25 protein-coding genes and 1 riboswitch are annotated in these 21,573 nt (G+C 62.7%); of the genes, 8 read left to right on the top strand and 17 right to left on the bottom strand.

Annotated features, from left to right (window positions below; genetic code table 11):
- Window positions 1-47: 47 nt before the first annotated feature.
- Window positions 48-923, top strand: a complete 876-nt coding sequence (locus RN347_RS15930) for a DMT family transporter (protein ID WP_311958914.1) — start codon at window positions 48-50, stop codon at window positions 921-923.
- Between the two features lie 63 nt (window positions 924-986).
- Here RN347_RS15930 and RN347_RS15925 read toward each other — a convergent pair whose 3' ends face one another.
- The 6 genes from RN347_RS15925 to RN347_RS15900 all read right to left on the bottom strand — a co-directional run bounded on the left by RN347_RS15925 (window position 987) and on the right by RN347_RS15900 (window position 5,200).
- Window positions 987-1,724, bottom strand: a complete 738-nt coding sequence (locus tag RN347_RS15925) for a class III extradiol ring-cleavage dioxygenase (RefSeq protein ID WP_311958913.1) — start codon at window positions 1,722-1,724, stop codon at window positions 987-989.
- A 58-nt stretch (window positions 1,725-1,782) separates the two neighbouring features.
- Window positions 1,783-2,199, bottom strand: coding sequence for a DoxX family protein (locus tag RN347_RS15920; protein WP_311958912.1), 417 nt, complete (start codon window positions 2,197-2,199; stop codon window positions 1,783-1,785).
- Window positions 2,200-2,284: 85 nt separating this feature from the next.
- Entirely contained in the window at window positions 2,285-3,211 is a 927-nt protein-coding gene (locus RN347_RS15915) for a LysR substrate-binding domain-containing protein (RefSeq protein WP_311958911.1), read from the bottom strand.
- The gene (thiE, locus tag RN347_RS15910; protein ID WP_311958910.1) at window positions 3,208-3,819 is read right to left on the bottom strand and encodes a thiamine phosphate synthase; all 612 of its coding nucleotides are present in this window, start codon (window positions 3,817-3,819) and stop codon (window positions 3,208-3,210) included. Before thiE ends, RN347_RS15915 begins: the two co-directional genes overlap by 4 nt.
- A complete protein-coding gene (gene thiM / locus RN347_RS15905) occupies window positions 3,816-4,643 on the bottom strand; it encodes a hydroxyethylthiazole kinase (RefSeq protein WP_311958909.1) in 828 nt (275 codons plus the stop codon). Before thiM ends, thiE begins: the two co-directional genes overlap by 4 nt.
- Before the next feature lie 23 nt (window positions 4,644-4,666).
- A riboswitch (TPP riboswitch) is annotated at window positions 4,667-4,757 on the bottom strand.
- A gap of 68 nt (window positions 4,758-4,825) precedes the next feature.
- Window positions 4,826-5,200: a DUF2237 family protein gene (locus tag RN347_RS15900; RefSeq protein WP_252105889.1), complete on the bottom strand. Its 375-nt coding sequence runs from the start codon at window positions 5,198-5,200 to the stop codon at window positions 4,826-4,828.
- A 165-nt stretch (window positions 5,201-5,365) separates the two neighbouring features.
- Here RN347_RS15900 and gloA point away from each other — a divergent pair, with 165 nt between their 5' ends.
- Both gloA and RN347_RS15890 read left to right on the top strand, forming a co-directional pair.
- The gene (gloA, locus tag RN347_RS15895; protein WP_263585851.1) at window positions 5,366-5,899 is read left to right on the top strand and encodes a lactoylglutathione lyase; all 534 of its coding nucleotides are present in this window, start codon (window positions 5,366-5,368) and stop codon (window positions 5,897-5,899) included.
- Between the two features lies 1 nt (window position 5,900).
- Window positions 5,901-6,269, top strand: a complete 369-nt coding sequence (locus tag RN347_RS15890) for a DUF6164 family protein (RefSeq protein ID WP_311958908.1) — start codon at window positions 5,901-5,903, stop codon at window positions 6,267-6,269.
- A gap of 3 nt (window positions 6,270-6,272) precedes the next feature.
- On the opposite strand, the gene RN347_RS15885 is transcribed toward RN347_RS15890, so the two are convergent.
- The 9 genes from RN347_RS15885 to RN347_RS15845 form a co-directional block, all read right to left on the bottom strand.
- Window positions 6,273-6,938 carry a cupin domain-containing protein gene (locus RN347_RS15885; RefSeq protein ID WP_311958907.1) on the bottom strand — a complete coding sequence of 222 codons (666 nt, stop codon included), beginning with the start codon at window positions 6,936-6,938 and terminating at the stop codon, window positions 6,273-6,275.
- An 84-nt stretch (window positions 6,939-7,022) separates the two neighbouring features.
- Window positions 7,023-8,180, bottom strand: coding sequence for a class C beta-lactamase (ampC, locus tag RN347_RS15880; protein WP_311958906.1), 1,158 nt, complete (start codon window positions 8,178-8,180; stop codon window positions 7,023-7,025).
- 148 nt (window positions 8,181-8,328) lie between these two features.
- Window positions 8,329-9,462 carry a metal ABC transporter solute-binding protein, Zn/Mn family gene (locus tag RN347_RS15875; protein WP_311958905.1) on the bottom strand — a complete coding sequence of 378 codons (1,134 nt, stop codon included), beginning with the start codon at window positions 9,460-9,462 and terminating at the stop codon, window positions 8,329-8,331.
- Between the two features lie 51 nt (window positions 9,463-9,513).
- Entirely contained in the window at window positions 9,514-10,407 is an 894-nt protein-coding gene (locus tag RN347_RS15870; protein WP_252105909.1) for a metal ABC transporter permease, read from the bottom strand.
- Window positions 10,391-11,125: an ATP-binding cassette domain-containing protein gene (locus RN347_RS15865; RefSeq protein ID WP_311958904.1), complete on the bottom strand. Its 735-nt coding sequence runs from the start codon at window positions 11,123-11,125 to the stop codon at window positions 10,391-10,393. The genes RN347_RS15870 and RN347_RS15865 overlap by 17 nt, the downstream gene beginning before the upstream one ends.
- On the bottom strand, window positions 11,122-11,271 hold the full coding sequence (locus RN347_RS15860; protein WP_252105911.1) for a hypothetical protein: 150 nt from the start codon (window positions 11,269-11,271) through the stop codon (window positions 11,122-11,124). The genes RN347_RS15865 and RN347_RS15860 overlap by 4 nt, the downstream gene beginning before the upstream one ends.
- A gap of 133 nt (window positions 11,272-11,404) precedes the next feature.
- A complete protein-coding gene (locus RN347_RS15855; protein WP_311958903.1) occupies window positions 11,405-13,147 on the bottom strand; it encodes an HD domain-containing phosphohydrolase in 1,743 nt (580 codons plus the stop codon).
- A gap of 131 nt (window positions 13,148-13,278) precedes the next feature.
- Entirely contained in the window at window positions 13,279-13,932 is a 654-nt protein-coding gene (locus RN347_RS15850; RefSeq protein ID WP_263585859.1) for a hypothetical protein, read from the bottom strand.
- Between the two features lie 303 nt (window positions 13,933-14,235).
- Complete coding sequence (locus RN347_RS15845) at window positions 14,236-14,541, bottom strand: hypothetical protein (RefSeq protein WP_311958902.1); 306 nt, start codon at window positions 14,539-14,541, stop codon at window positions 14,236-14,238.
- A 609-nt stretch (window positions 14,542-15,150) separates the two neighbouring features.
- On the opposite strand from RN347_RS15845, the gene glnA reads away from it, so the two are divergent.
- From glnA to ntrC, 4 genes are all read left to right on the top strand, one after another.
- The gene (glnA, locus tag RN347_RS15840) at window positions 15,151-16,557 is read left to right on the top strand and encodes a glutamate--ammonia ligase (protein ID WP_263585863.1); all 1,407 of its coding nucleotides are present in this window, start codon (window positions 15,151-15,153) and stop codon (window positions 16,555-16,557) included.
- A gap of 77 nt (window positions 16,558-16,634) precedes the next feature.
- Window positions 16,635-17,180, top strand: a complete 546-nt coding sequence (locus RN347_RS15835) for a DUF4124 domain-containing protein (protein WP_311958901.1) — start codon at window positions 16,635-16,637, stop codon at window positions 17,178-17,180.
- A gap of 211 nt (window positions 17,181-17,391) precedes the next feature.
- Window positions 17,392-18,450: a nitrogen regulation protein NR(II) gene (gene glnL, locus RN347_RS15830; protein ID WP_263585865.1), complete on the top strand. Its 1,059-nt coding sequence runs from the start codon at window positions 17,392-17,394 to the stop codon at window positions 18,448-18,450.
- A complete protein-coding gene (gene ntrC, locus RN347_RS15825; protein ID WP_263585866.1) occupies window positions 18,447-19,877 on the top strand; it encodes a nitrogen regulation protein NR(I) in 1,431 nt (476 codons plus the stop codon). Before glnL ends, ntrC begins: the two co-directional genes overlap by 4 nt.
- 51 nt (window positions 19,878-19,928) lie before the next feature.
- Here the strand turns inward: ntrC and RN347_RS15820 are convergent, their stop codons facing one another.
- Window positions 19,929-20,444 carry a YqiA/YcfP family alpha/beta fold hydrolase gene (locus RN347_RS15820; RefSeq protein WP_409365784.1) on the bottom strand — a complete coding sequence of 172 codons (516 nt, stop codon included), beginning with the start codon at window positions 20,442-20,444 and terminating at the stop codon, window positions 19,929-19,931.
- A gap of 2 nt (window positions 20,445-20,446) precedes the next feature.
- A complete protein-coding gene (locus RN347_RS15815; protein WP_263585868.1) occupies window positions 20,447-20,581 on the bottom strand; it encodes an entericidin A/B family lipoprotein in 135 nt (44 codons plus the stop codon).
- A gap of 854 nt (window positions 20,582-21,435) precedes the next feature.
- Between RN347_RS15815 and RN347_RS15810 the strand changes: the two genes are divergently transcribed.
- The gene (locus RN347_RS15810) at window positions 21,436-21,570 is read left to right on the top strand and encodes a hypothetical protein (protein ID WP_263585869.1); all 135 of its coding nucleotides are present in this window, start codon (window positions 21,436-21,438) and stop codon (window positions 21,568-21,570) included.
- Window positions 21,571-21,573: the final 3 nt, after the last annotated feature.

Here is a 21,573-nt window from a genome sequence, read left to right as displayed (position 1 = left end):
TTTTATGGGCGTGGCCACGGTCGCCGCCCAATGGAGGAGAAGCGGTCGTGTCGACGTCGCTAAAGGGAATCCTGAGCATGTGTCTCGGGGTGCTGTTTCTGGCACTCGGCGACGCCATCTCGAAATGGCTGGGCGAAACCCACTCGCCGGTTCAAATCATCTTCTTTCGCAGCCTGGTGTCGCTGCCGCTGATCGCACTGCTCGCCCACTTCGCCGGCGGGCTAAGAAAGCTCGCCACGCGTCGCCCGGGCGTACATTTACTTCGTGGGTTGATTCATACCGCCACCATGACCTGCTTCATCATTGGCCTGATTCTCATGCCGCTGGCCGAAGCCACGGCGATCGCCTTTGTCGCACCGCTGTTCGTCACGCTCTTGTCGGTGCCGCTTTTGGGTGAGCGCATCGACCGCCCGGTCTTGGCCGCTTCGCTGCTGGGCTTTGCCGGCGTGCTGGTCGTGGTGCGTCCTGGCGGCGACGCCTTTCACATCGGCGCGCTGGTATTGATCGGTGCCGCGCTGTTCTACGCCCTGACGATGATTACCGCCCGGCGCTACGGTTCGCGAGAGTCCTTTTGGGCGCTGGTGTTCTACATGACGCTGGTACCCATGCTACTCACTGGCGCCATGGTGCCGTTTGTCTGGACGACGCCGGAACCGATTCACTGGCTGGGCTTTTTGGCCTCTGGCCTACTGGGGGTCGCGGCGACCGCATTCATTACACTGGCGTTTCGCCATGCGCCGGCGGCGATTGCTGCCCCCTTCGACTATACGGCGCTTTTATGGGCAGTGCTGCTGGGATGGTGGTTCTGGGGCGAGCTTCCGGATCGCTGGGTATGGATCGGCAGCGCGCTGATCATGGCAAGCGGGCTCTGGATCGCTTATCACGACCGCCGCACGACGCTCAAGCGCCGCCCGACGGCGTAAGCCCACTCGTGTAACGGGGGACCGTTCGCTCAGAAACACGTGCCAGGCGATGTGGACGAGCGTTTAGTCGAAGGCGTAAACGTCCATCGCCAGCACGCCGTGCTCGACGCTGTGGTGAAGCTGCCTGGCATTGCCGCCGGCACCCATGGCCACCAGCAAGGGTAAAAAATGCTCTGGCGTGGGGTGATTGCGCTGCGCTTGCGGGGCGCTCTGCCACGCCAGCAATGCGTCGCGATTGTTCGTTTCGAACTGCGTGTTCACCCAGTCGGAAAACTCGCCGACCCACGGCGGCATCCGGCTGCCCATCGCCATGGTTTCGTACAGGTTATGCGTCAGGCTGCCCGAGCCCATGATCAGCACGCCCTCTTCGCGCAGGGGAGCGAGCTGTTCCCCCAGCGCTTTGAGCTTTTCGCTCGACCAGCGAAGCGGTAGCGACAGCGAAACGACCGGAACGTCGGCATTTGGAAACATCAGCGACAGCGGCACCCAGGCGCCGTGGTCGAAGCCACGATTGACGACAGTGGCGCCCAATAGGTCACCCAGCCGCTTGGCCAGTACGGGCTCGCCCGGGGCGGGGTACTGGCAATCGAATAGCTCGCGGGGGAAGCCGCCAAAGTCATGAAGGGTTTCCGGCCACGCACTCTGGCTGACCTTGAGCGTTAAACTCTCCCAGTGGGCGGAGATGACGATGACCGCTTTGGGGGTCAGGGTTTGCCCCAGCTCGCGCAGAAAACGGTGGGCGGGCGTGGCGTTAAGCGCAAGCATCGGGGAGCCGTGGGAAACAAACAGGCTGGGTAGCATGGTCGATCTCCTTCAAAAGGCCCCATCAACCGGGGCCTGGCATGGCGTCGTAACGTGATTAGCGAGAGCGGTCGGTCAGGCTGAAACGTCCACCCCCAAGCCCTGCCTGTACCAGCAGCGCGAGTGCCCAGAAGACCGGGAACTCCCAGCCGCCGCCAGCGTTGGAGAACATCCAGCCGTTACCCAGGTGAACCGAGGCCGCCCCCAGCAGCAGCGGAATCATCGCCAGGCTCACCCAGCGGGTATAAACGCCGAGGAGCAGCGCCAGGCCGCCGCCGAGTTCACCGGCGATGGTGAGGTAGGCCAGAAAGCCGGGCAGGCCCAGCGATTCGAAGTAGGCCACCGTGCCGGGAAGCGTGAATACCAGCACTTTCAAAAGGCCGTGGGCCAGCGCCATGACGCCGAGCGATACGCGCAGCAGCGTTGTGGCGTGGGGTTGGAAGGTATTGGTGGCTGTCGGTTGAGCGGTGTTCATGAGTGTCTCTCCAAAGGGGCAGGAAGTTGCCGATGGAGATACTTTATCGCGGTCGGAATCGAAGATAATCTGCGCTTTTTTCACTTCACTGTTGCGTCACTCGCGACAATCCCATGGCCTCTTCCCAGCAGGGTGGATTACCCCAGGCCTGCTGCAGCCGGTCGATGAAGCGCTCGACCTTGGCCGGCAGGTAGCGCCTGGCCATATAGAGCGCGTGAATATCTAGCATGACCGGCGGTTGGTCGGTCAGAAGCGGCACCAGCCGGCCCGTCAGAATGCTCTCGGTGACCAGAAAGCTTGGCTGCTGAGCGATACCGAGCCCGGCCTGTGCCATGTGGGTCAGGACGTCGCCATTGTTGCTTTCAAGCGGGCCCTGCGGGGTCAGCGTGGTCGCGTTACCCAGCACCCAGTCGGCGCTGGCCTGGCCGCTTCGATAGCGAAGGCAGCGGTGCTTTGCCAGGTCCGCCAGGCGTTCAGGCGTGCCCCAGCGCTCGAGGTAGTGCGGCGAGGCGCAAAACAGCATCCGACACCGGGTGAGGCGCCGCGCGATCAGGCTGGAGTCCGCCAGTTGGCCGATACGGATCGCCACGTCATACCCCTCTTCGATAAGATCCACCCGGCGGTCGTTGAGATCCAGGCGCACCTCGAGTTCGGGATGCTCGGTCATGAACTCCGCCACCAGCGGTGCCAGGTAGCGCACGCCGAAGCTCATCGGCGCGTTGATGCGCATTTCACCGCGTACCGCCTGGGTGGTGCTGCCCACGTCGCTGGCTGCGTCATCCAGCGCGCGCAGTATCGATTGGGCGTGGGCCAGGTAGCGCTCGCCTTCCGGCGTCAGGTGAATGCGGCGCGTGGTACGCTGCAAAAGTCGCGCGCCCAGCGTCTCTTCCAGCGCCATCACCTGGCGCGATAGCCTTGTACGGGAAAGATCCAGCGCTTCGGCGGCGCGGGTGTAGCTGCCAAGCTCCGCCACCTTCACAAAGGCGCTGATATGCTCGAGCTGATGCTTCACCGCTTGAACGCCTGCGCGGCACGGCAAGGGTCCGGTGTGCCGCAAATCGCGGAGATCACTGCCAGCCCGTTGGCGCCGGCGGCGAGCACGTCGTCAGCGTGTTCCGCCTTGAGCCCGCCGATCGCCACCGTGGGCAGACGGCTGGCGCGGGCAAGCTCGGCCAAGCCCTTCAGGCCCAGCGGCGCGGCGTGATCGCTCTTGCTGGCGGTGGCAAATACCGGGCCGAGGCCAAAGTAGCTGAGCGCCTCGCGCGGCGCGCGCTCAAGCTCTGCGAGGGTGTTGATCGAAAGTCCGATGATCGCATCATCACCCAGCGCTTGGCGCGCCTCGAGCGCGGCGGCGTCGCTTTGGCCGACGTGCAGGCCGTCGGCGCCGCTTTCGAGCGCCACGGTAAGTCGATCATTGATGATCAGCGGCACGCCGGTGCCTTTGAGCAGCGCCTTCAGGCGTTTGGCTTCGTCGACCATGGCGGCGTCACTGGCGTGCTTGTCACGAAGCTGCACCACGCTCACCCCGCCACGCACCGCGGCCTCGACGGTACGCTCGAGCCCGTAGTCGCGGCAAAGCACGGCGTCGGTCACCAGATAAAGCGAAAGATCGAGCGTCATGGTTGATCTCCTTCGCGGCCCTTGAACGTCACGCACGTCGATCCCGCCTGGGAGAGCGCCGCTGGCGTGAGCCGGTAGAGCGCATCGATCAGCTCGACCTGAAAGCTGCCCGGCCCCCGAGCGCGCTCGCCGGCGTCACGCCCGGCCTCGGCGAAGGCGGCCAGGGCCGCCGTGCTCGCCTCGAGCGCGGCGCTTGGGCTGGCCGCCACAAAGCCCGCCACGATGGCGCTAAGCCCGCAGCCAAGGGTGGTAACGCGCGGCATCAGGGCGTGTCCGCCATCGATATGAAGATGGCGCGTACCGTCGGTGACGACATCGCGCTCGCCGGTCATGGCGACCACGCAGCGCTGACGTTTGGCGAGCGCCATGGCGGCTGCCTCAACGTCGTGGGTCGTGGGGGCGGCGTCCACGCCGCGTCCCTGGCTTTCGAGCCCGGCAAGCGCCAATACTTCCGAGGCGTTGGCGCGAATCACCGTGGGCTCGAGTGCCAGTAACTGCTCGCAAAGCTCACGGCGGTAGGCGGTCGCGCCCACCGCCACCGGGTCTAGCACCCAGGGGATCGAGCGGCGTCTCGCCACGTCGGCGCAGGCCAGCATCGCTTTGGCCCAGCTCGGTGATATGGTGCCGATGTTGATCGACAGCGCCCCGGCAAGTTCGGTGAACGCCGGCGCCTCTTCGATCGCGTGAAGCATCGCCGGCGACGCGCCGACGGCCAGCACCAGGTTCGCGCTGGAGTTCATGGCGACGAAATTGGTCATGCAGTGAACGAGCGGGGTGCTTTCGCGAAGCGCGCCAAGGTAGTGGCCAAGCGGGGGTAGGGTCATGACGTCCTCCCGGCGAGAGAGGTGGTGCGAACACCACGACTCCCTACGCCGGTACTATCCGGTTCAGGTTCAAAGGGTGCATCTCAGCCCAAACGGGCGCCCCTGTCGTGAGTGCTACTATCCGGATACGGCGACGGCTTGTAAAGCCGTCGAGAGTGATCCATCGAACCTGGTCAAATCGACTAGTGTACCGCGTCCATGGCGTGCTGCTGGAGCGTGACCAGGGGAATGATATCGAGGGTTTTCTGGTTGGTGCCGGACAGAATCACCGGCGGCGCCAGGCCTACTTCCGACGCTTCAAGCCAGCGCTTGGCGCACAGACACCAGCGATCACCGGGGGCGAGTCCTGGAAAGCCGAACTCCGGGCGCGGCGTGACCAGGTCGTTACCCTGGGCCTGGGAAAAAGCGAGAAACTCTTCGGTGACGATGGCGCACACGGAGTGCACACCGGCATCGTCAGGGCCGACACGGCAAAAACCGTCGCGATAGAAACCGGTTTTAGGGCTGTGGCAGCAGGGCGTTAAAGGCTCACCTAAAACGTTACGGTCACGAGACATGATGCCTCCGGAAGCCGGGGCTGGAATTAGTGGGCCACCGACCTCATTGTTAAGGTTGGATGTGGTTGATAGGGGTAAATGCGCGTCATACCTGTATCAAGTAGAGTACATCCTTGTACACGGCCTCGGTTTCGTCAAAGTTTATCGGCCTTAAAGGAGTATTTCATGAGTTTTCAAGGTGAGCAGCATCCCGGCGTGGTCGCCGCCCCGGCCAACACCCAGGGGTTTCGTTTGAATCACACCATGCTGCGCGTCAAGGACCCGGAAACGGCGCTGGCGTTTTACTCACGCGTATTCGGCATGCGCGTGTTGCGCCGACTCGATTTCGAGGAGATGCAGTTTTCGCTCTATTTTCTCGCCAACGTCGAGCAGGGCGAGCCAATCCCGGAAGATACGCGTGAGCGCACCGCCTGGACCTTCGCGCAAAAGGGGCTTCTTGAGCTGACTCACAACTGGGGCACCGAGGAGCAGACGGATTTCGCCTACCACGACGGCAACGCCGAGCCCCAGGGCTTTGGCCATATCTGCTTTAGCGTGCCGGATCTCAACGCCGCCCAGGCCTGGTTCGACGTGTGCGAGGTGACCTTCGTCAAGCGCGCCGATCAGGGCAAAATGAAGGACGTGATCTTCGTCAAGGACCCGGACGGCTACTGGATCGAGGTGATCCAGGCCGACCTCATGGCCGGTATGGGCGACTAGGGTGGCGCACCTGCTGTTTCGCCTGCGCCACGTGACCGATGAAGAGGCGCTGGAAGTGCGAAGGCTGCTGGATGAGCGCGGCTTCGACGTTTATGAGACCCAGGCCGGCTTTTTCCGCCTTGGGGTCGATGCAATTTGGCTGCGCGACTCGAGCCAGCGCGAGGCCGCCGAGGCGGCGCTGGCCGAGTATCAGCAAGCGCGCCGGCAGCGCGAGCGCGCGGCGTTCGAGCAGGCCCGCGCTCGGGGCGAGGCGCCCACGCTCTGGCGGCGCTTTCTGGCCCACCCCATCCAGGTGGTGCTGACCATCGTCGCGGTGCTGCTGGTCGCGCTGCTGACCCTGCTGCCGTTTCTCGGGCTCAACGCGCTTTGAGCATTACGCCGCAGAGAGATGCCCGCGCTTGAGATAGAGCCGAACGCCGCGGGCGCCGGCCTCGAGCGTGGGCAGAGCGCCATAGGGGTAGCGACACCAGCTGCCCGTCGGGTACTCGGTCTCCCCGTCCCAAAGTGTCCCTTCCAGCACGAAAATCTCGAGCCCCTTGCTGAGCTGTGGGTAGCGGGCGACGACGCCCGCGTCCCACTTCTCCAGGCTTACGCGCTCCTGGCCATGGGTGTGCAGCATCTTGTAGGCCACGCCTTCGCGCTGGTCCGGCTGCCAGGGCAAGCGGTGGGCGGGCACCGCGATCTTGAGCGTATCGGTGTGCTCGAACTGGTGGAGCTTGACCAGAATCAGCGCGCCCTCTTCGCCGATTTGCGGCGCGTGGTCGGTACCGATCGGGTTGCGCAGGTAGCTGCCCGCCGGGTAGCGGCCGTGCTCGTCACCGAACACGCCCTCGAGCACCAGAATCTCCTCGCCGCCGCCGTGCACGTGGCGCTCGAACTGGCTATGAGGCGCGTAGCGCACCAGACTCGTGGCCCGGGCGACCTCGTCGCCGATACGATCCAGCATCATGCGCTGTACCCCGGCGCTGGGGGAGTCGACCCACTCGTACTCGCCGGGCGTCACGCTGGCAAACCGGGAAAAATCGGCGTTCAGGTGCATGGTTCCACTCATGTTCACTGGTAGGAGACGCCAAGTCTCCGCATCCGGCGGCCAAAATGCAACGCCGAAGCGCCAGCGCGTGGGTTACGGCGCCTCATTAAGCCGTTCGATCAGTGTGTAAGCGGCTTCGATACGTGCCTGAGTGGGGTAGTTACGGTTGGCCAGCAGCACCACGGCGATCCCCGCCTCGGGCACCAGTGCCACGTAGTTACCAAACCCGTTGGTTGCACCGGTCTTGTTGAAAAATGCCGGGCTCTCGGCGGAGAGCACGGGCTCTTCCCGTTTCACCGGGTTCGCTTCGAGTACGACGTCCAGCGCGTTGCCCGCTTTTAACGCGTCAAGCGTCGTCGGATAGGCGTAGCGCTCCCAGCCAAGCCCCTGGGTCATTTCACCCAGACTGACGTACCCTTCGCGAGTGGTGGCGAGCGCTTGCTGGAGCGCAGGCGTAAGCGCGCCGCTGTCCAGATGCGCCTCCAAAAAGCGCAGCACGTCGCTGGCGGTGGCCTTGAGCCCGTAGGCCTGGGCGTCCAGCACGCCAGGGCTGACCCGACGCGGCGTGTCGTCCGCCGAATAGCCCCAGGCGTAGTGTGCCCGCTCGCTTTCGGGCACATCGTAAAAGCTGTGTTCGAGTGCCAGCGGGGTAAAGACGTGCTCGTTCATCGCCGCCTCGAACGTGTCGCCCAGGCGGCGGGCGACGACGACCCCCAGCAGGCCGATACTCGGGTTGGAGTAGAGGCGGTGAGTGCCCGGCGCGAAGGTCGGGGTCCATTGCCGGAAGTAGTCGAGCACGGCCGGCTCCTCGACCGTTTCCGGAACCTGAAGCGGCAGTCCGCCGGCGGTGTAGGTGGCAAGCTCAAGCAGGGTGACATCATCGAAGGTACTGCCCTCGAGCGTGGTCAGGTGGCGGCTGACCGGATCGGTCAGTGCCAGCGCGCCGCTGGCCTCGGCGTAGGCGGCCAGCAGGCCGGTGTAGAGCTTGCTGAGCGAACCCAGTTCGAACAGCGTCTGCGCATCCACCGCCACGCCCGCCTCGCGATCGGCCAGGCCGTAGTCGAACAGGTAGCGCTCGCCGTTGACGTGAATGGCGACTGCCATGCCGGGAATGCGGTGCTCGGCCATCAGGGGCACGATGGTTTCATCCACCAGTGCATTCATGTGCGGTTCCGGCATCGCGTGGGCCGCGCTCGTGAGCAGTAGCGCAGTGCCAAGCAGAGTAGGCGTGAAACAGATGTTTAGGCGCATAAATGACATCCTTTTGAGGCGAGGCGGCTACCGCAGCGCCGAGCGCTTTAGTATGCGGCGCCTGAAAAACCATCGCCAGACAAAATCTTGAGCAACAAAAAGCGCCCGCAAGGGGCGCTCGGTAGACCGTCAGACGCTCGGCCGTTCGTCAGTGGCTGTGCTCATGGTCATGCTCATGAGCATGGTCGTGGCTGTGCTCATGCGCCTGCTCGGCGTTGCCCGCGTGAGCCAGGGCGTCGTGCAGCAGCTCGGCGTTGTGGCGCATCATGCCCAGATACGTACTGGCCGGGCCGTCGCTTGAGAGGGCGTCGGCGTAGAGCGTGCCCTTGATCTCAAGGCCGGTCTCTTCGGCGAGCTGCTCGATCACCGAGGGGTTGGTCATGTTCTCGTGAAACAGTGCCTGCACGTTTTCGTCGTTGATCACATCGACCAGGCCCGCCATGCTGGCGCCGCTCGGTTCGACTTCCGTCGACAGCCCGTAAGGCGACAAAAAGCGCACGCCGTAGGCGTTGGCGAAGTAGCCGAAAGAGTCGTGGCCGGTGATCACGGTGGCGGAACTCGGCACGTCCTCGAGCAGCGCACGAAGCTCACCGTCGAGCTCGGCCATCTCTTCCAGATAGCGTTCGGCGTTGGCGCGGTAGTCATCGGCGTTCGCCTCGTCGGCGTCGATCAGGCCATCACGAATGTTGGTGATATAGGCCTCGGCCTGGGCCATGTCCTGCCACGCGTGCGGGTCCTGGTCGCCGTGCGCATGGTCATGCTCGTCGTGGCTGTGATCGTCAGCGTCGTCGCTGCCGTGGTCATGCTCGTGACTGGGATCGTGGGCCTCATCGCTGTCGTGGGCGTGTTCGTGGCTGTGGTCGTGGGCCTCGCCGCTGTCGTGGGCGTGATCATGCTCATGCGCGTGTCCATGATCATGGCCGTGATCGTGCGGGTGGTAGTCCAGCGCTTCGATACCGTCGGTGGCGGTGACCAGCCGGCCCTGGTAGTCGCTGGCGTCCAGCAGGCGGTCCATCCAGCCTTCAAGCAGCAGGCCGTTGAACACGACCAGATCCGCCTCGGCAAGTGCCCGGGCGTCGCCCGGGCGCGGCGAGTAAACGTGGGTGTCACCGTCGGGGCCGACCAGCGAGCTGACCTCGACGTGCTCACCGCCGACGTTTTCGACCATGTCGGCCAGAATGGAGAAGCTCGTGACCACCTGAACGCGCTCGGCGGCCATGGCGGCGGGCAGGGCCAGCAGCGTGGATACGCCGACCACTAGCGGGGTAAAACGTAACGACATAACGACTCCTGATACGTGGTTGATGAGCGGCTGCTGCCGGGCGCCTGTGCGCTAGGGCAGCTCGGACGCCGCCTCGAGCGGCGCCGTTTTACGCCGCAGCCTGGCCGCCAGGCTGTGATAGCGGCCAAACAGTGCCGAGAAAAAGTACGCTGAGCCTGCCAGCAAAATGATGCTCGGCCCCGACGGAATATCCAGGTGGTAAGAGAGCAAGAGCCCACCGGTGCTGGCGAGCATGGCCAGCACCACCGCGATGCCCATCAGCCCTTCCAGTCGCTTGCTCCAAAAGCGCGCGGCGGTGGCGGGCAGCATCATCAGGCCCACTGCCATCAGCGTGCCCAGCGTTTGGAACCCCGCGGTGAGGTTGAGCACCAAAAGCCCCAAAAACACGCTGTGCACCCAGCCGTTTCGCCGGCTTTGGCCGCGCAGAAACAGCGGGTCCAGACACTCGACCACCAGCGCGCGGAAAATCCAGGCCAGCGTGACGACGATCAGCGTGCTGATGCCGGCAATGAGCAGCAGGGCCGTCGAGTTGATCGCCAGAATCGAGCCAAACAGCACATGGGTAAGATCCACGCTGCTGCCGCCAATCGAGATCAGCATGACTCCGGCGGCCAGCGAAATGATGAAGAAGCTCGCCATGGCGGCGTCCTCACGCTGGCCGCCCATTTTCGATACCGCCCCGGCCAGCAGCGCCACCATGAGCCCGAACAGCACGCCGCCAATACTCATCACCGGCAGCGAAAAGCCGGCCAGCAGAAACCCGAGCGCCACGCCCGGCAGGATGGCGTGGGCCATGGCGTCGCCGATCAGGCTCATGCCGCGCAGCACCAGAAAGACCCCCAGCGGCGGGGCGGCGATCGAAAGGGCCAGCCCGCCCACGACCGCGCGGCGCATGAAGCCGTAGTCGAACGGGGCGATCAGCCAGGCGTTAAGCAGTTCCAGCATGCTGACCTCCCAGCGTGAAGGAGAGAGAATGCGCGGGCAGGTGCGGCTCGGCCATCGCTTCCGGCGCCATCCAGCGGCCATGCCCCTGGCTTATGATCAGGACCTCGTCGGCCAGGCGCTTGAGGTGATCCATGTCGTGCAGCACGATGATCAGCGTTACGCCGCTTTCTGCCATCTGACGAAAAATCGTGATCAAAATATCGACCGTCTCGCGGTCCACGTTGGCAAACGGTTCGTCGAGCAGCAAAAGCTCCGCTTCCTGCATCAGCGTGCGGCCGATCAGCGCGCGCTGGCGCTGGCCGCCGGAAAGCTCGCCCAGCGGCCGGTGGGCCAGGTGCGAAATGCCGAGCCGCCCCATGATGTCGCGCCCCTTGCGGTAGTGGGCCGCGCAGTACCCCTTGAGCGCCCCGTGGCTTGGCCAGGTGCCGGTCATCACCAGCTCTTCGACGCTCATCGGAAAGGTCAAGTCGAGCGCCAGCTGCTGCGGGAGCCAGGCGCGCCGCTCAGGGGCGATATCGCACTGTACGTAGCCGGACACCGGGCGCAGTTCGCCCATGATGGCCTGAATCAGCGTGCTCTTGCCCGCGCCGTTAGCGCCAACCAGCGCGGTGATCGCGCCGGGGAGAAAGTCGCCGTGCAGGTGCTCGAGCACCATGCGTCGACCCTGGGCCAGGTGCAGGTCGTCCAGCTTTAACCGCGTGTGATCGCGATGGCTCATTGCGCCCACCCGCCGGCCCAGAAAACCAGCAGCCACAGCGCCAGCAGCGGTACGGCGACCAGCAGCAGACGTTTGGTGGCGGATAGTGACATCAGTGAGAAGTGGCAGGGCCCTTCGCGATTGTGGCGGTGCGGGTGGTGGCTCAACGTCTCTCTCCTCGGCGACGGATTAGGTTATAACATAACATGCAAAAATGCCAAAAAATTGCCGAGTATTTTACCCGCTTGCAGGGGCGTGGCAATCTCCGCGTGCACTGCGCGGCTGGCAAGCAAAAACGTTTTAAAGGTCGTGAAGGTGGGGCAGGGCGGCCCCGGTCAGCCGGCCGAGCTGTTCGAAATCCAGGCGACCGACCTCGTCGTCGTAGAACGCATCGTCCCAGCGCAGGTTGCGAATCACGCGCACCCGGTTGGGCTGGCCACGCTCGTCCACGCCCAGCACCCACGCCAGGTAGCCGTTGGAGAACTCGACCAGACTGCCCAGCGGGTAGAAACCATGGCGCTGCACGTAGCGGGTCACCCAGTGCTGATCGAACCGCGCCGGGCGATTGTAAAGATAGCGGTAGGCCTGAACGGCACTCAGCGGCGGTCGGTCGCCGCGGGCGCGCGTCATGGCATCGATTACGTCGATGACCGCTGCCATGCGGGCGATGGGCGAAAGCGCTTGCTCCTCGACACCGCGCGGATAGCCCGAGCCATCCAGCCGTTCGTTGATGGCGCCGATGATATCGCGCTCCAGCGCCTCGAACGGGTAGTTCGCCTTTGAAAGCGCGCTCATCAGCACCGTCACGTGGGCCTGCAGGCGCTGGCGCTGCGGCTCGCTCATCTCGCTTTCGAGCGACGGCAGGTTCTCGTCGATCAAAAGCGCCTTGCCCATGTCATGCATGAGCGCGGCGCGCACCGCCCGATGGGTATGCGCGGCAAAAGAGGGCTCCGCCAGCATCAGATCCGCCAGCTTGCCCGCCACGCCGAGCGAGTGCTGCAGCCAGCCCGGCTCGTGGGTCAGGCACGTCAGGCCATAAAAGAGCGCCTGGCGGTCCTCGCCGTGCAGTTTGATGAGCCGGTTGGCGCTGCGCTCCAGCCGCTCGATCGGCAGCGGCTGGCCGCTTTGCAGGGCCAGCAAAAAAAGGTGCAGATCGCGGGTGATCTTTTTGAGCGAGGCGACCACTGGCGTTGAGCGGAGCCGCTTTTGGCGCCTTGATCGCTTTCGCGTGTCCGGCGCGGTGTAAAGCGCGGAAGGCGAGGCCAGCCGCGAGCCTTCGCCACTACGCCAGGCGATTTCCCGCTGCGTCGTGGACACGATATCCATGAGCTGCTGCTGATGGCCAAGATCGAGGGGCTCGAACGCCAGCCCGACCGCTGCGTCGTGCGTATCGACAACCGGTGTGACGTGGCGCACCGACGCGCCGATGGAGAAGCGCTCGCCGTTGGGAAAGGTCAGCGTCACGTGGGGAACGAGTGTTCCTTCGATTAGCGGCACGCACTCGGCCAGCGGCAGTTGAACGAGGCACCCGCCGCCGGAAATGTCGCGTAGTGTCGACGCAAGGGGCGGCTGCCCTTCGAACAGCGTTAGCGCCGCCTCGACGCTCATGTCCCGGCGCAGCGCAATGCGTGTATGCCCACGACGTGCGGCGGTCGTCAATCGCCCGGGAAGCGCTCCCCATAGCTTGAGCGCCTCGCCCGCACGCTCGCTTCGGTGCACCTCGATACGCTCGAAGCTCAGCTGCTGATCGTTTTCCGCCTTGAGTATGATGCCGTGCTGATCGAGCGTGGTGGGGCTCAAGCTGCCTGCATCGGTAATGGTCAGCAAAAGCTCCTCGTTTTCAAGGCTCACCGCCTCCAGGTGCGCCGGGTAGTCTGTTGCCTGATCACCAATGGCCACCGTGAGCGCGTGGCGACGATCATCCAACCCCACCAGCACCCGAGCGATATGCGCTTGATCAACGATCTGTACGTGCCCCGTATCGCTTTGCGCGCTACTGCCTGAACCGTTGCCTGTCACGCTTTCTGACACTACCGTTTCCATGGCCGTCTCGTTGTTTTATTGGCGCCTGTTGGATGTCTGGCCGGCGCTCTTCTCTTTTCGTTACTCAGGACTTGTTTTCGTTACTAAGTACTCGTTTTCGTTGAGCAATACGCGTGATCGTTGACCAGGGCTCAGTAGCGCCAGGTCGCGCCGACCTGGTTCGGCGCCAGCGTAATGGCGTACTCGCCTTCCAGCGTGATCGGCCCCATCGACACCCGCGCCGGCTGAAAGCGATTGATGGCGGATGACGCCTGATTCGGCTGCGTCCAGATCTGCAGCTCGTTGACCAGCATGCCCGAGGCGAAGTTGAGCGCCGCGTCATCACCGCGCCCGTCGGCGGCGATCACCCCGGCGGCCAGCCCGTTTACCACCAGCGACCCTACCCGCGCGCCCCAGCCGCGTCGCTCGCGCTCGGCGCGGGCAAGCTCGAGGCCCAGCGCCTGCACGCCGCTCAAATCACCGCTCGCTTTCAAGCGCTCGTAGCGCGCCAGCGCCGCCGGGTGCGGCTGACGATCGGTGAACATGCCGCCCAGCGCCAGCGCGGACTTCACCGCGCCCACCCGTGCATCGAACCGATCGTCGGAATCGCTGGCCTCACTCGACTGGTAAACGTTCACCGCCAGGCTTGTGGCGTAGATGCCGCTCCACCCCCACTGCCAAAGATTCGCCTGACGCGCGCCGTTTTCGAACACGTCGTCATAGGCCGCCCAGTCACTGGAAGACTGCGCAAAAGCGGGAAGAGTGAACGCGCACGCAAACGCGCAGAGCCAGAGACGTAGCCGCATGATCGAAAGCCTATAAGGAGGAAAAAGTAACGCTAAGCGTAGCACGCCCGGCCTAAAGCGACGGTTGAAACGCTTCCTTTCCAGGTTCGATCTCAGACCGGTTGGAAAAGTATGCCAACGTTTACATCGTTGGAAGAGCGTTCGCGGTTCGTCAGGATTACTCAAGGGATCGAAGCGAAGCAGATGGGCAGACTCGAATTTGCATAATGAATATGCAGGAGGAGGGAAGGGGCAGTGGGCGGTCGCTCCATCGCATCGGTCCAATGCGATGGAGCGTATCAATTGTCTAGTGACGCAATGATGCTACTTCTCGTCCTCATCCCAGTGTTCTATCGCGCGCTTGTCATCGGGCAGGCGGACGATGTCGTCGAGGCTGAGTTTGCCGTGGGTTTTGAAGCGGTGGCCGTGGGCGTCAAGGATGGCGGCGACGCTGCCAACGCTGACGCCTTCGTCTTCCCGGTAGGTTTCCACCTTCACCCGCACGATACGGTTTTGGTAACGGGCGGAGAGGATGTCGCCGCGGCGGGGGGCGTCGTGGTTCGGGTCGTTCTTGAAGTATTCCGATACGCTGGTTTTGCCTGGGTCGTCCCATTCGATGTGTTGATGCATTCTGCGGGTCCTTTTACCGGGTGAATGATGAGCTTAGTGTAGTTTGTAATGTCGGCAATCGGCCACCTGTGGCCTTTTTCATGAGAGGCCCCGTGGAATCGCCTTATCGAAAGGCGGTGGCACGCATCATTTTTAGGCGCAAAGGCGTTTGATTGTTTCGTTCTGGCTATTTCATCAACAGCTATGCACTTTTTTGGTTCAAATTTTAACTGAGTGATCGTTTGTGGTGCGTTTTTCGCTTTGTGGGCGCAGGCTGGAAGCGAGCCAACCGCGTTATGCATCGAGGTTGCACCGCCAATAAATTGAAAAAACTTTTCAAAACAGTGTCTTGTTATAGGGCATGCCATATTGGTGCAAAGTTGGCACGCTACATGCTTACTAAAAGGCAACGGCTGGCGTCGTAGGCAAACGCTTTTGGGCGTGCTACAACGAGAGCCGGTTTACCTTGAATCGCAGGTGTCAGGGCGGGAGTCAGCGCCTATCACGCGAACAAACAACGAAGGCGTGGCTTACGCACGTTGCGTACGACGGCTTTGTTCAACAATACGTTTAATCGATCGCTTACAGTACACGCTTTAAGCCACGCTCATACCGGAGACGGAGAACAGTATGTCAGCCAAGACGCTCGCGCTAATCGAAGAAAATGAAGTCAAGTGGGTAGATCTGCGTTTCACCGATACGCGCGGTAAAGAGCAGCACGTCACCGTACCGGCACGGGACGTCGACGAAGAGTTTTTTGAAAACGGCCAAATGTTCGATGGCTCCTCCATCGAAGGCTGGAAAGGCATCAACGAATCCGACATGATTCTGCGTCCCGAAGACGGCACTGCCTTCCTCGACCCCTTCACCGAAGACGCGACCATCATCCTGCGTTGCGACATCATCGAGCCGGCCACCATGCAGGGCTACGATCGCGACCCGCGCTCCATCGCCAAGCGCGCTGAAGCCTACCTCGAGTCCACTGGCCTTGGCGATACCGCCTTCTTCGGCCCGGAGCCCGAGTTCTTCATCTTCGATCAGGTGCACTGGAAAACCGATATCCAAGGCTCCATGTTCAAGATCAGCTCTGAAGAGGGCGCCTGGGCGACCGATAGCGACGTGGAAGGCGGCAACCTCGGTCACCGCCCGCGCGTTAAAGGCGGCTACTTCCCGGTGCCGCCGGTCGACAGCTTCCACGACATTCGTGGCGCGATGTGTAACACCCTCGAAGCGATCGGCCAGAGCGTCGAAGTGCATCACCACGAAGTAGCGAACGCCGGCCAGAACGAAATCGGCGTGAAGTTCAACACGCTGGTGAAGAAGGCCGACGAAGTTCAGGAAATGAAGTACGTGATCCACAACGTGGCGCACGCGTACGGCAAGACCGCCACCTTCATGCCGAAGCCGCTGGTAGGCGATAACGGTTCGGGCATGCACGTGCACCAGTCGTTCTGGAAAGACGGTGAAAACCAGTTCGCCGGCGACGAGTACGCGGGTCTTTCTGAAATGGCGCTTTACTACATCGGCGGTGTGATCAAGCACGCTCGCGCCCTGAACGCCTTCACCAACGCCTCGACCAACTCCTACAAGCGTCTGGTGCCGGGTTTCGAAGCGCCGGTCATGCTCGCCTACAGCGCGCGTAACCGCTCTGCCTCCATCCGCATTCCGTACACCGCGAGCCCGAAAGGCAAGCGTGTCGAAACTCGCTTCCCCGACCCGACTGCCAACCCGTACCTGGCGTTCGCGGCGATGCTGATGGCCGGTATCGACGGCATTAAGAACAAGATCCACCCGGGCGACGCGATGGACAAGAACCTGTACGACCTGCCGCCAGAAGAGGGCAAGGCCGTACCGACCGTCGCCAACAGCCTGGATCAGGCGCTGGAAGCGCTCGACGCCGACCGCGCGTTCCTGACCGAAGGTGGCGTGTTCACCGACGACATGATCGATGCCTACATCGAGCTGAAGATGGAAGAAGTCACGCGCATGCGCATGGCCACACACCCGATCGAGTTCGACATGTACTACAGCTGCTAAGCAGCGGCCCACCTCACCTTCGAGGTGTATTGGCTCCAAACCCCGCCTCGGCGGGGTTTTTTTATGGGGGAATCGCCATGAAAGCGACATTCGATCGGTGGGCGCGCCGGGCCAAAGCGCCAATGCTTTGCGTCCTGGCGGGGAGCCTGACGCTGTGGCTGGCAGAAAGTCCGGCCCAGGCGCAAACGGTGTACCGTGTGGTCGATGAGAGCGGCCGGGTGACCTACACCGACAACCCGGAAAGCGGTGGCGAGGCCGTGACGCTGGCGCCACTGCCGAGCGTGCAAGGCGCGCCGCCGCCTCCGCCGTCACGCAGCCAGGCGCGGCCCGGTCAGCCCTTCATGCCCTATGACCGGTTCGCGATCGAAAGCCCGGCGCCCGGTACGCGGCTCGACGACACGATGACGCCGGTGGATGTGCGCGTTCAACCGCCGCTGCGCGAGGATCACCAGATTCGGCTGCTGGTGAACGGCGAGATCAGCCAGTCGGCGCTACACAGCGACGCCTTCTGGCTCACCGGGCTTACTCAGGGGGCGCATCGGCTGGAAGCCGAGCTGCTCGACAGCCAGGGGCGGGTTCAGCACCGCACCGAAGCGGTGAGTATCATCGTCGCGCCGCGATAATATGCACTAAAATAGTGCATTGGCGTCGTGTGAATTTTACGCCGCGTTGCAATGGCGCATCGTTTTGCGCCGCCTTGAGGCGATTAATCCATCAGGGGCGCGATCGATGCGCGATTGGCGCGCTTTTTGCACTTTCAGTGCATGCGCTTGCGACCCAACGTTTGAACCTCGCAGCGTCACGCGACTTACCCAAGGCCCCTCAGGACACGCCATGTATCAGCGTTTACTCGAACATCTCACCACCGCCGTGCTGCTGCTGGATGGTGAACTGCGCGTTGGCTGGATGAACCCTGCCGCTGAAGCGCTGTTGGCCGTGAGTATCAGCCGCGTGAAGGGCATGAGCCTGGATACCCTTTTGGGCTGCGGCGAAAGCGTCGATAGCGTGTTGGCCAAGGCGCGCGACGCCTTTCATCCCTACACCCAGCGCGAGGCGCGCATTACGCCGCTCAACGGCGAGCCGCTCACGGTGGACTACACGGTCACGCCGCTCTCGGCGGATGAATTGCTGCTGGAAGTCGAACCCCGCGACCGTTTGATGCAGATCTCCCGCGAGGAGGCGCTGACGACCCGCCAGGAGACCATCAAGGTGCTGGCTCGGGGCCTGGCCCACGAGGTGAAAAACCCGCTGGGCGGTATTCGCGGCGCCGCCCAACTATTGGAGCGCGATCTTGATGATCCGGCGTTGCGCGAGTACACCCGTATCATCGTCGAAGAGGTCGACCGGCTGAAGGACCTGGTAGATTCGATGCTCGGCCCGAATCGTATGACTCGCCATGCCCCGGTCAATATTCACAAGATTCTGGAGCGGGTGCGGGCGCTGCTGCTGGCCGAACACCCGACGGTGACCATCACCCGCGACTACGACCCGAGCCTGCCAGAGCTCTCCGGCGACGAGTCGCAGATGATTCAGGCGGTGCTGAACGTGGCGCGCAACGCCGTGCAGGCGATGACCGAAGCCCAGGTCGAGGCGCCGGAGCTGGTGCTGCGCACCCGCGCCAAGCGCCAGTTCACCCTGGGCGCGGAGCGCCACCGGCTGGTCAGTGAGGTAGGCCTGATCGACAACGGCCCCGGCATTCCGGAAGCCCTGCGCGCCACGCTGTTTTACCCCATGGTCTCCGGGCGCGCGGAAGGCAGCGGCCTGGGCCTCTCGATCGCTCAGTCGATTCTGCATCAACATCACGGATTGATCGAATGCGACTCACACCCGGGACGGACTGAGTTTCGTCTTTTAATTCCGCTGGTTAATCCTCTTACCGGAGACGCGTCATGACTGAGACGACACACGCCGATGTTTCACGGGTCATCATCGTCGACGACGACCGCGCCATTCGCTGGGTGCTGGAGCGCGCCCTGGCGCAGCCGGACCTTGACGTGGAATGTATCGAACGCGCCGACACCGCCCTCGAGCGGCTTTTGAACGACCCGCCGGACGTGCTGGTCACCGATATCCGCATGCCGGGCATCGACGGGTTGGATTTGATGTCGCGCGTACGTGAAGCTCATCCGGATTTGCCGGTCATCGTCATGACCGCCCACTCGGATCTGGACAGCGCCGTGGCCTCCTACCAGGGCGGGGCGTTCGAGTACCTGCCCAAGCCTTTCGATGTGGACGAGGCGCTGGCGCTGGTGCGCCGCGCCGTGGCCCACGCCCGTGAGCGCCAGCGCCCGGTGAGCGTGCCGGAGGGGCTCAACGCCGAGATCATCGGCGAAGCGCCCGCCATGCAGGAGGTGTTTCGCGCCATCGGCCGGCTGTCGCACTCGCATATCACCGTCTTGATCAACGGCGAATCCGGCACCGGTAAGGAGCGAGTCGCCCAGGCGCTTCACCAGCACAGCCCTCGGGCCGGCAAGCCGTTCATCGCGCTGAACATGGCCGCCATTCCCCGTGACCTGATCGAATCCGAGCTGTTCGGCCACGAGAAGGGCGCCTTTACCGGCGCCAACGCCCTGCGCCAGGGGCGCTTCGAGCAGGCCAACGGCGGCACGCTGTTTCTCGACGAGATCGGCGACATGCCCGCGGAAACCCAGACGCGGCTTCTGCGCGTGCTGGCCGACGGCGAGTTCTACCGCGTCGGTGGGCACACCTCGGTGAAGGTGGACGTGCGCATCATCGCCGCGACGCACCAGAACCTGGAGTCGCTGGTTGACGAAGGGCGTTTTCGCGAGGATCTGTTTCACCGCTTGAACGTCATTCGCGTGCACCTGCCCAGGCTTTCCGAGCGCCGCGAGGACATCCCCAGGCTTACGCGCCACTTTCTCGCCGAAGCCGCCAAGGAGCTCGCCACGGACATCAAGGTGCTCACTTCTGATGCTGAAACGCACCTGACCAAACTGGATTGGCCGGGCAACGTGCGTCAGCTCGAAAATATCTGCCGGTGGCTTACGGTCATGGCGTCGGGCCGCGAAATTCTGATCGAGGATTTACCGCCGGAACTTCGCACCGTGGGCGCTTCGTCAGTCAGCGCGCAGGGCGACTGGCGCAGCGCGTTTCGTGGTTGGGCAGATCACGCGTTGGCCGAAGGCCATACGCACCTGCTGGAGGAGGCGGTGCCGGATTTCGAGCGGATCCTGATCGAAACCGCGCTCAAACATACCGGCGGGCGCAAGGGCGAGGCCGCCGAGCTTTTGGGATGGGGGCGCAACACGCTCACCCGCAAGCTGAAAACGCTGCTGCCGGCGCTGGCCGACGAGGCTTGAGGCGAGCCGCTTGGCATGCCGTCAGACCGATACGTGACGTAAGGTGAGGGCTTAGGCTGTTTGGCAAAGCGCCAGAAACTGCTCGAAATCGCGCAGAATCAGCGGAAGGCTCGCGTGCAGGCGGTGGTCGTCGTCCACCATGCGAAGCGACAGCCGCTGGCGGTGGGCGTGCTCGATCACCGGCTCACAAGGCACCACGTCGTCACGCCAGCCGTGAATGATGTGAGTGTGGCGGGCGCCAAGCGTAACCGTGGTTTCAGGGTAGTCCGGCATGCCGAGCGCCGGCGCCAATAAAAAGCACCCTAGTATCGGGTGGCGCTGGCTGACGGCGGCGCTCAAAAAACCGCCCAGACTCGACCCGGCCATGATGCAGTGAGCCGGGTCGTCGCCGCGGGTTTCAAGCGTCGCCAGCAGGTGAGTAAAGCGCGCCTGATGACTTGGCTGGTCGCGGTAGTCCATCACGACCGCCTCGCAATCCTCACGGGCTTCCACCACGCGCTTGAGCGCCTGTACTTTCAGCGCCTCGGGCCCGCTTTCGAGCCCGTGGGATAGATAGACATGGGTCAGCATTAATCCTCCGCCGCGTCCTGAACGACCTTGCCTCCCTGTTCGATATCGCGGCCCATTCCCTGGAACGTATTGCAGCCACTTACCATGAGAAGCGTCATCAAAAGCGAAAGACCCAAAGCAATAGAGCGTTTCATTGGTGTGTATCCGTCGTTAAAAATCGTCGTTGTGCGAAAAGCCTTTACCGGCAGGCGCATGGAGCCGGGCGATGGCCGCCTCATTTGAAAGGCTGCCTTGGCTAACTTTAGCCAGCAATGCCCGCTTTGGTAAGCAAAACTTACGGCTTTCATGCATCGAAAAGCGCGGCTAAAACCGCTGCTTTTCGAGTCTGATCAGTAGAGGGACTGCCAGGTGAACGCGCGAACATCCATGCGACTTTGAGATCACGGCTTACTGCGAATAAATCGAAAGGCCGCTCGGCACTGAGCCAACGTGTCGTGCCGGGCCGTCGTTATTGTCGCATGTGCCACATCTATACAGATTAAAAGCCGTTATAGGCACTGTTGAGTTCGATGGTGTAAAGCAGTTCGATGCTTCAGGGTTATGATAAATAAGAGTTTTATTGTTTTTAGTTCGATGTTGGCCCGCTCCCTGCAGCATCAAGGCAAGAGCTGCCGCAATGAGTTAGTGAAGCTTAATCGGTTTGAGCAGGCTACAGAAGAGACAGGATGGCATGGAGCCAAAGGGAAACGGATTTTTACGGACACTAGTCTGCTCACTCTTATCGGCGCAAGGCGGCGCCGACATCACGGCCAGGGAGCGGCGGCGATGCAAACTGGCCATTTCGTTTTTACGAGATGGCTTTTTTGCGTTCACAGGAAAGTGCTAATGATCTGATATTTATACGCATTTGTTCATCGAGTGGTGGTAGGGAAGTGTCTGTATAAAATTTTATACGGATGGGTATCCCGTTTTGGTCTATCCTCAGGGATAAACCAACCCAGCAGCTAGAAAACGTCAACGTTCAGCTGCCTACTCAGGGACAAGCGTCATGGCAATGGCTCTCATGTTCGTCATGTTTATTTTGTTTTTAGGGTTTTCCGGGGTGGGTGTTTACGTCATGGTCAAGACCTCATCCAGAACGGCTCAGGAAAAGCTCGACGACCTCCCGCCGGATCTCAAGTAAGCC

The organism is Halomonas sp. PAMB 3264 (assembly GCF_031954245.1).
Classification (GTDB): Bacteria; Pseudomonadota; Gammaproteobacteria; order Pseudomonadales; family Halomonadaceae; genus Vreelandella.
Note: the sequence above shows the minus strand (reverse complement) of the source record. Positions and strands in the feature narration are given on the sequence as shown.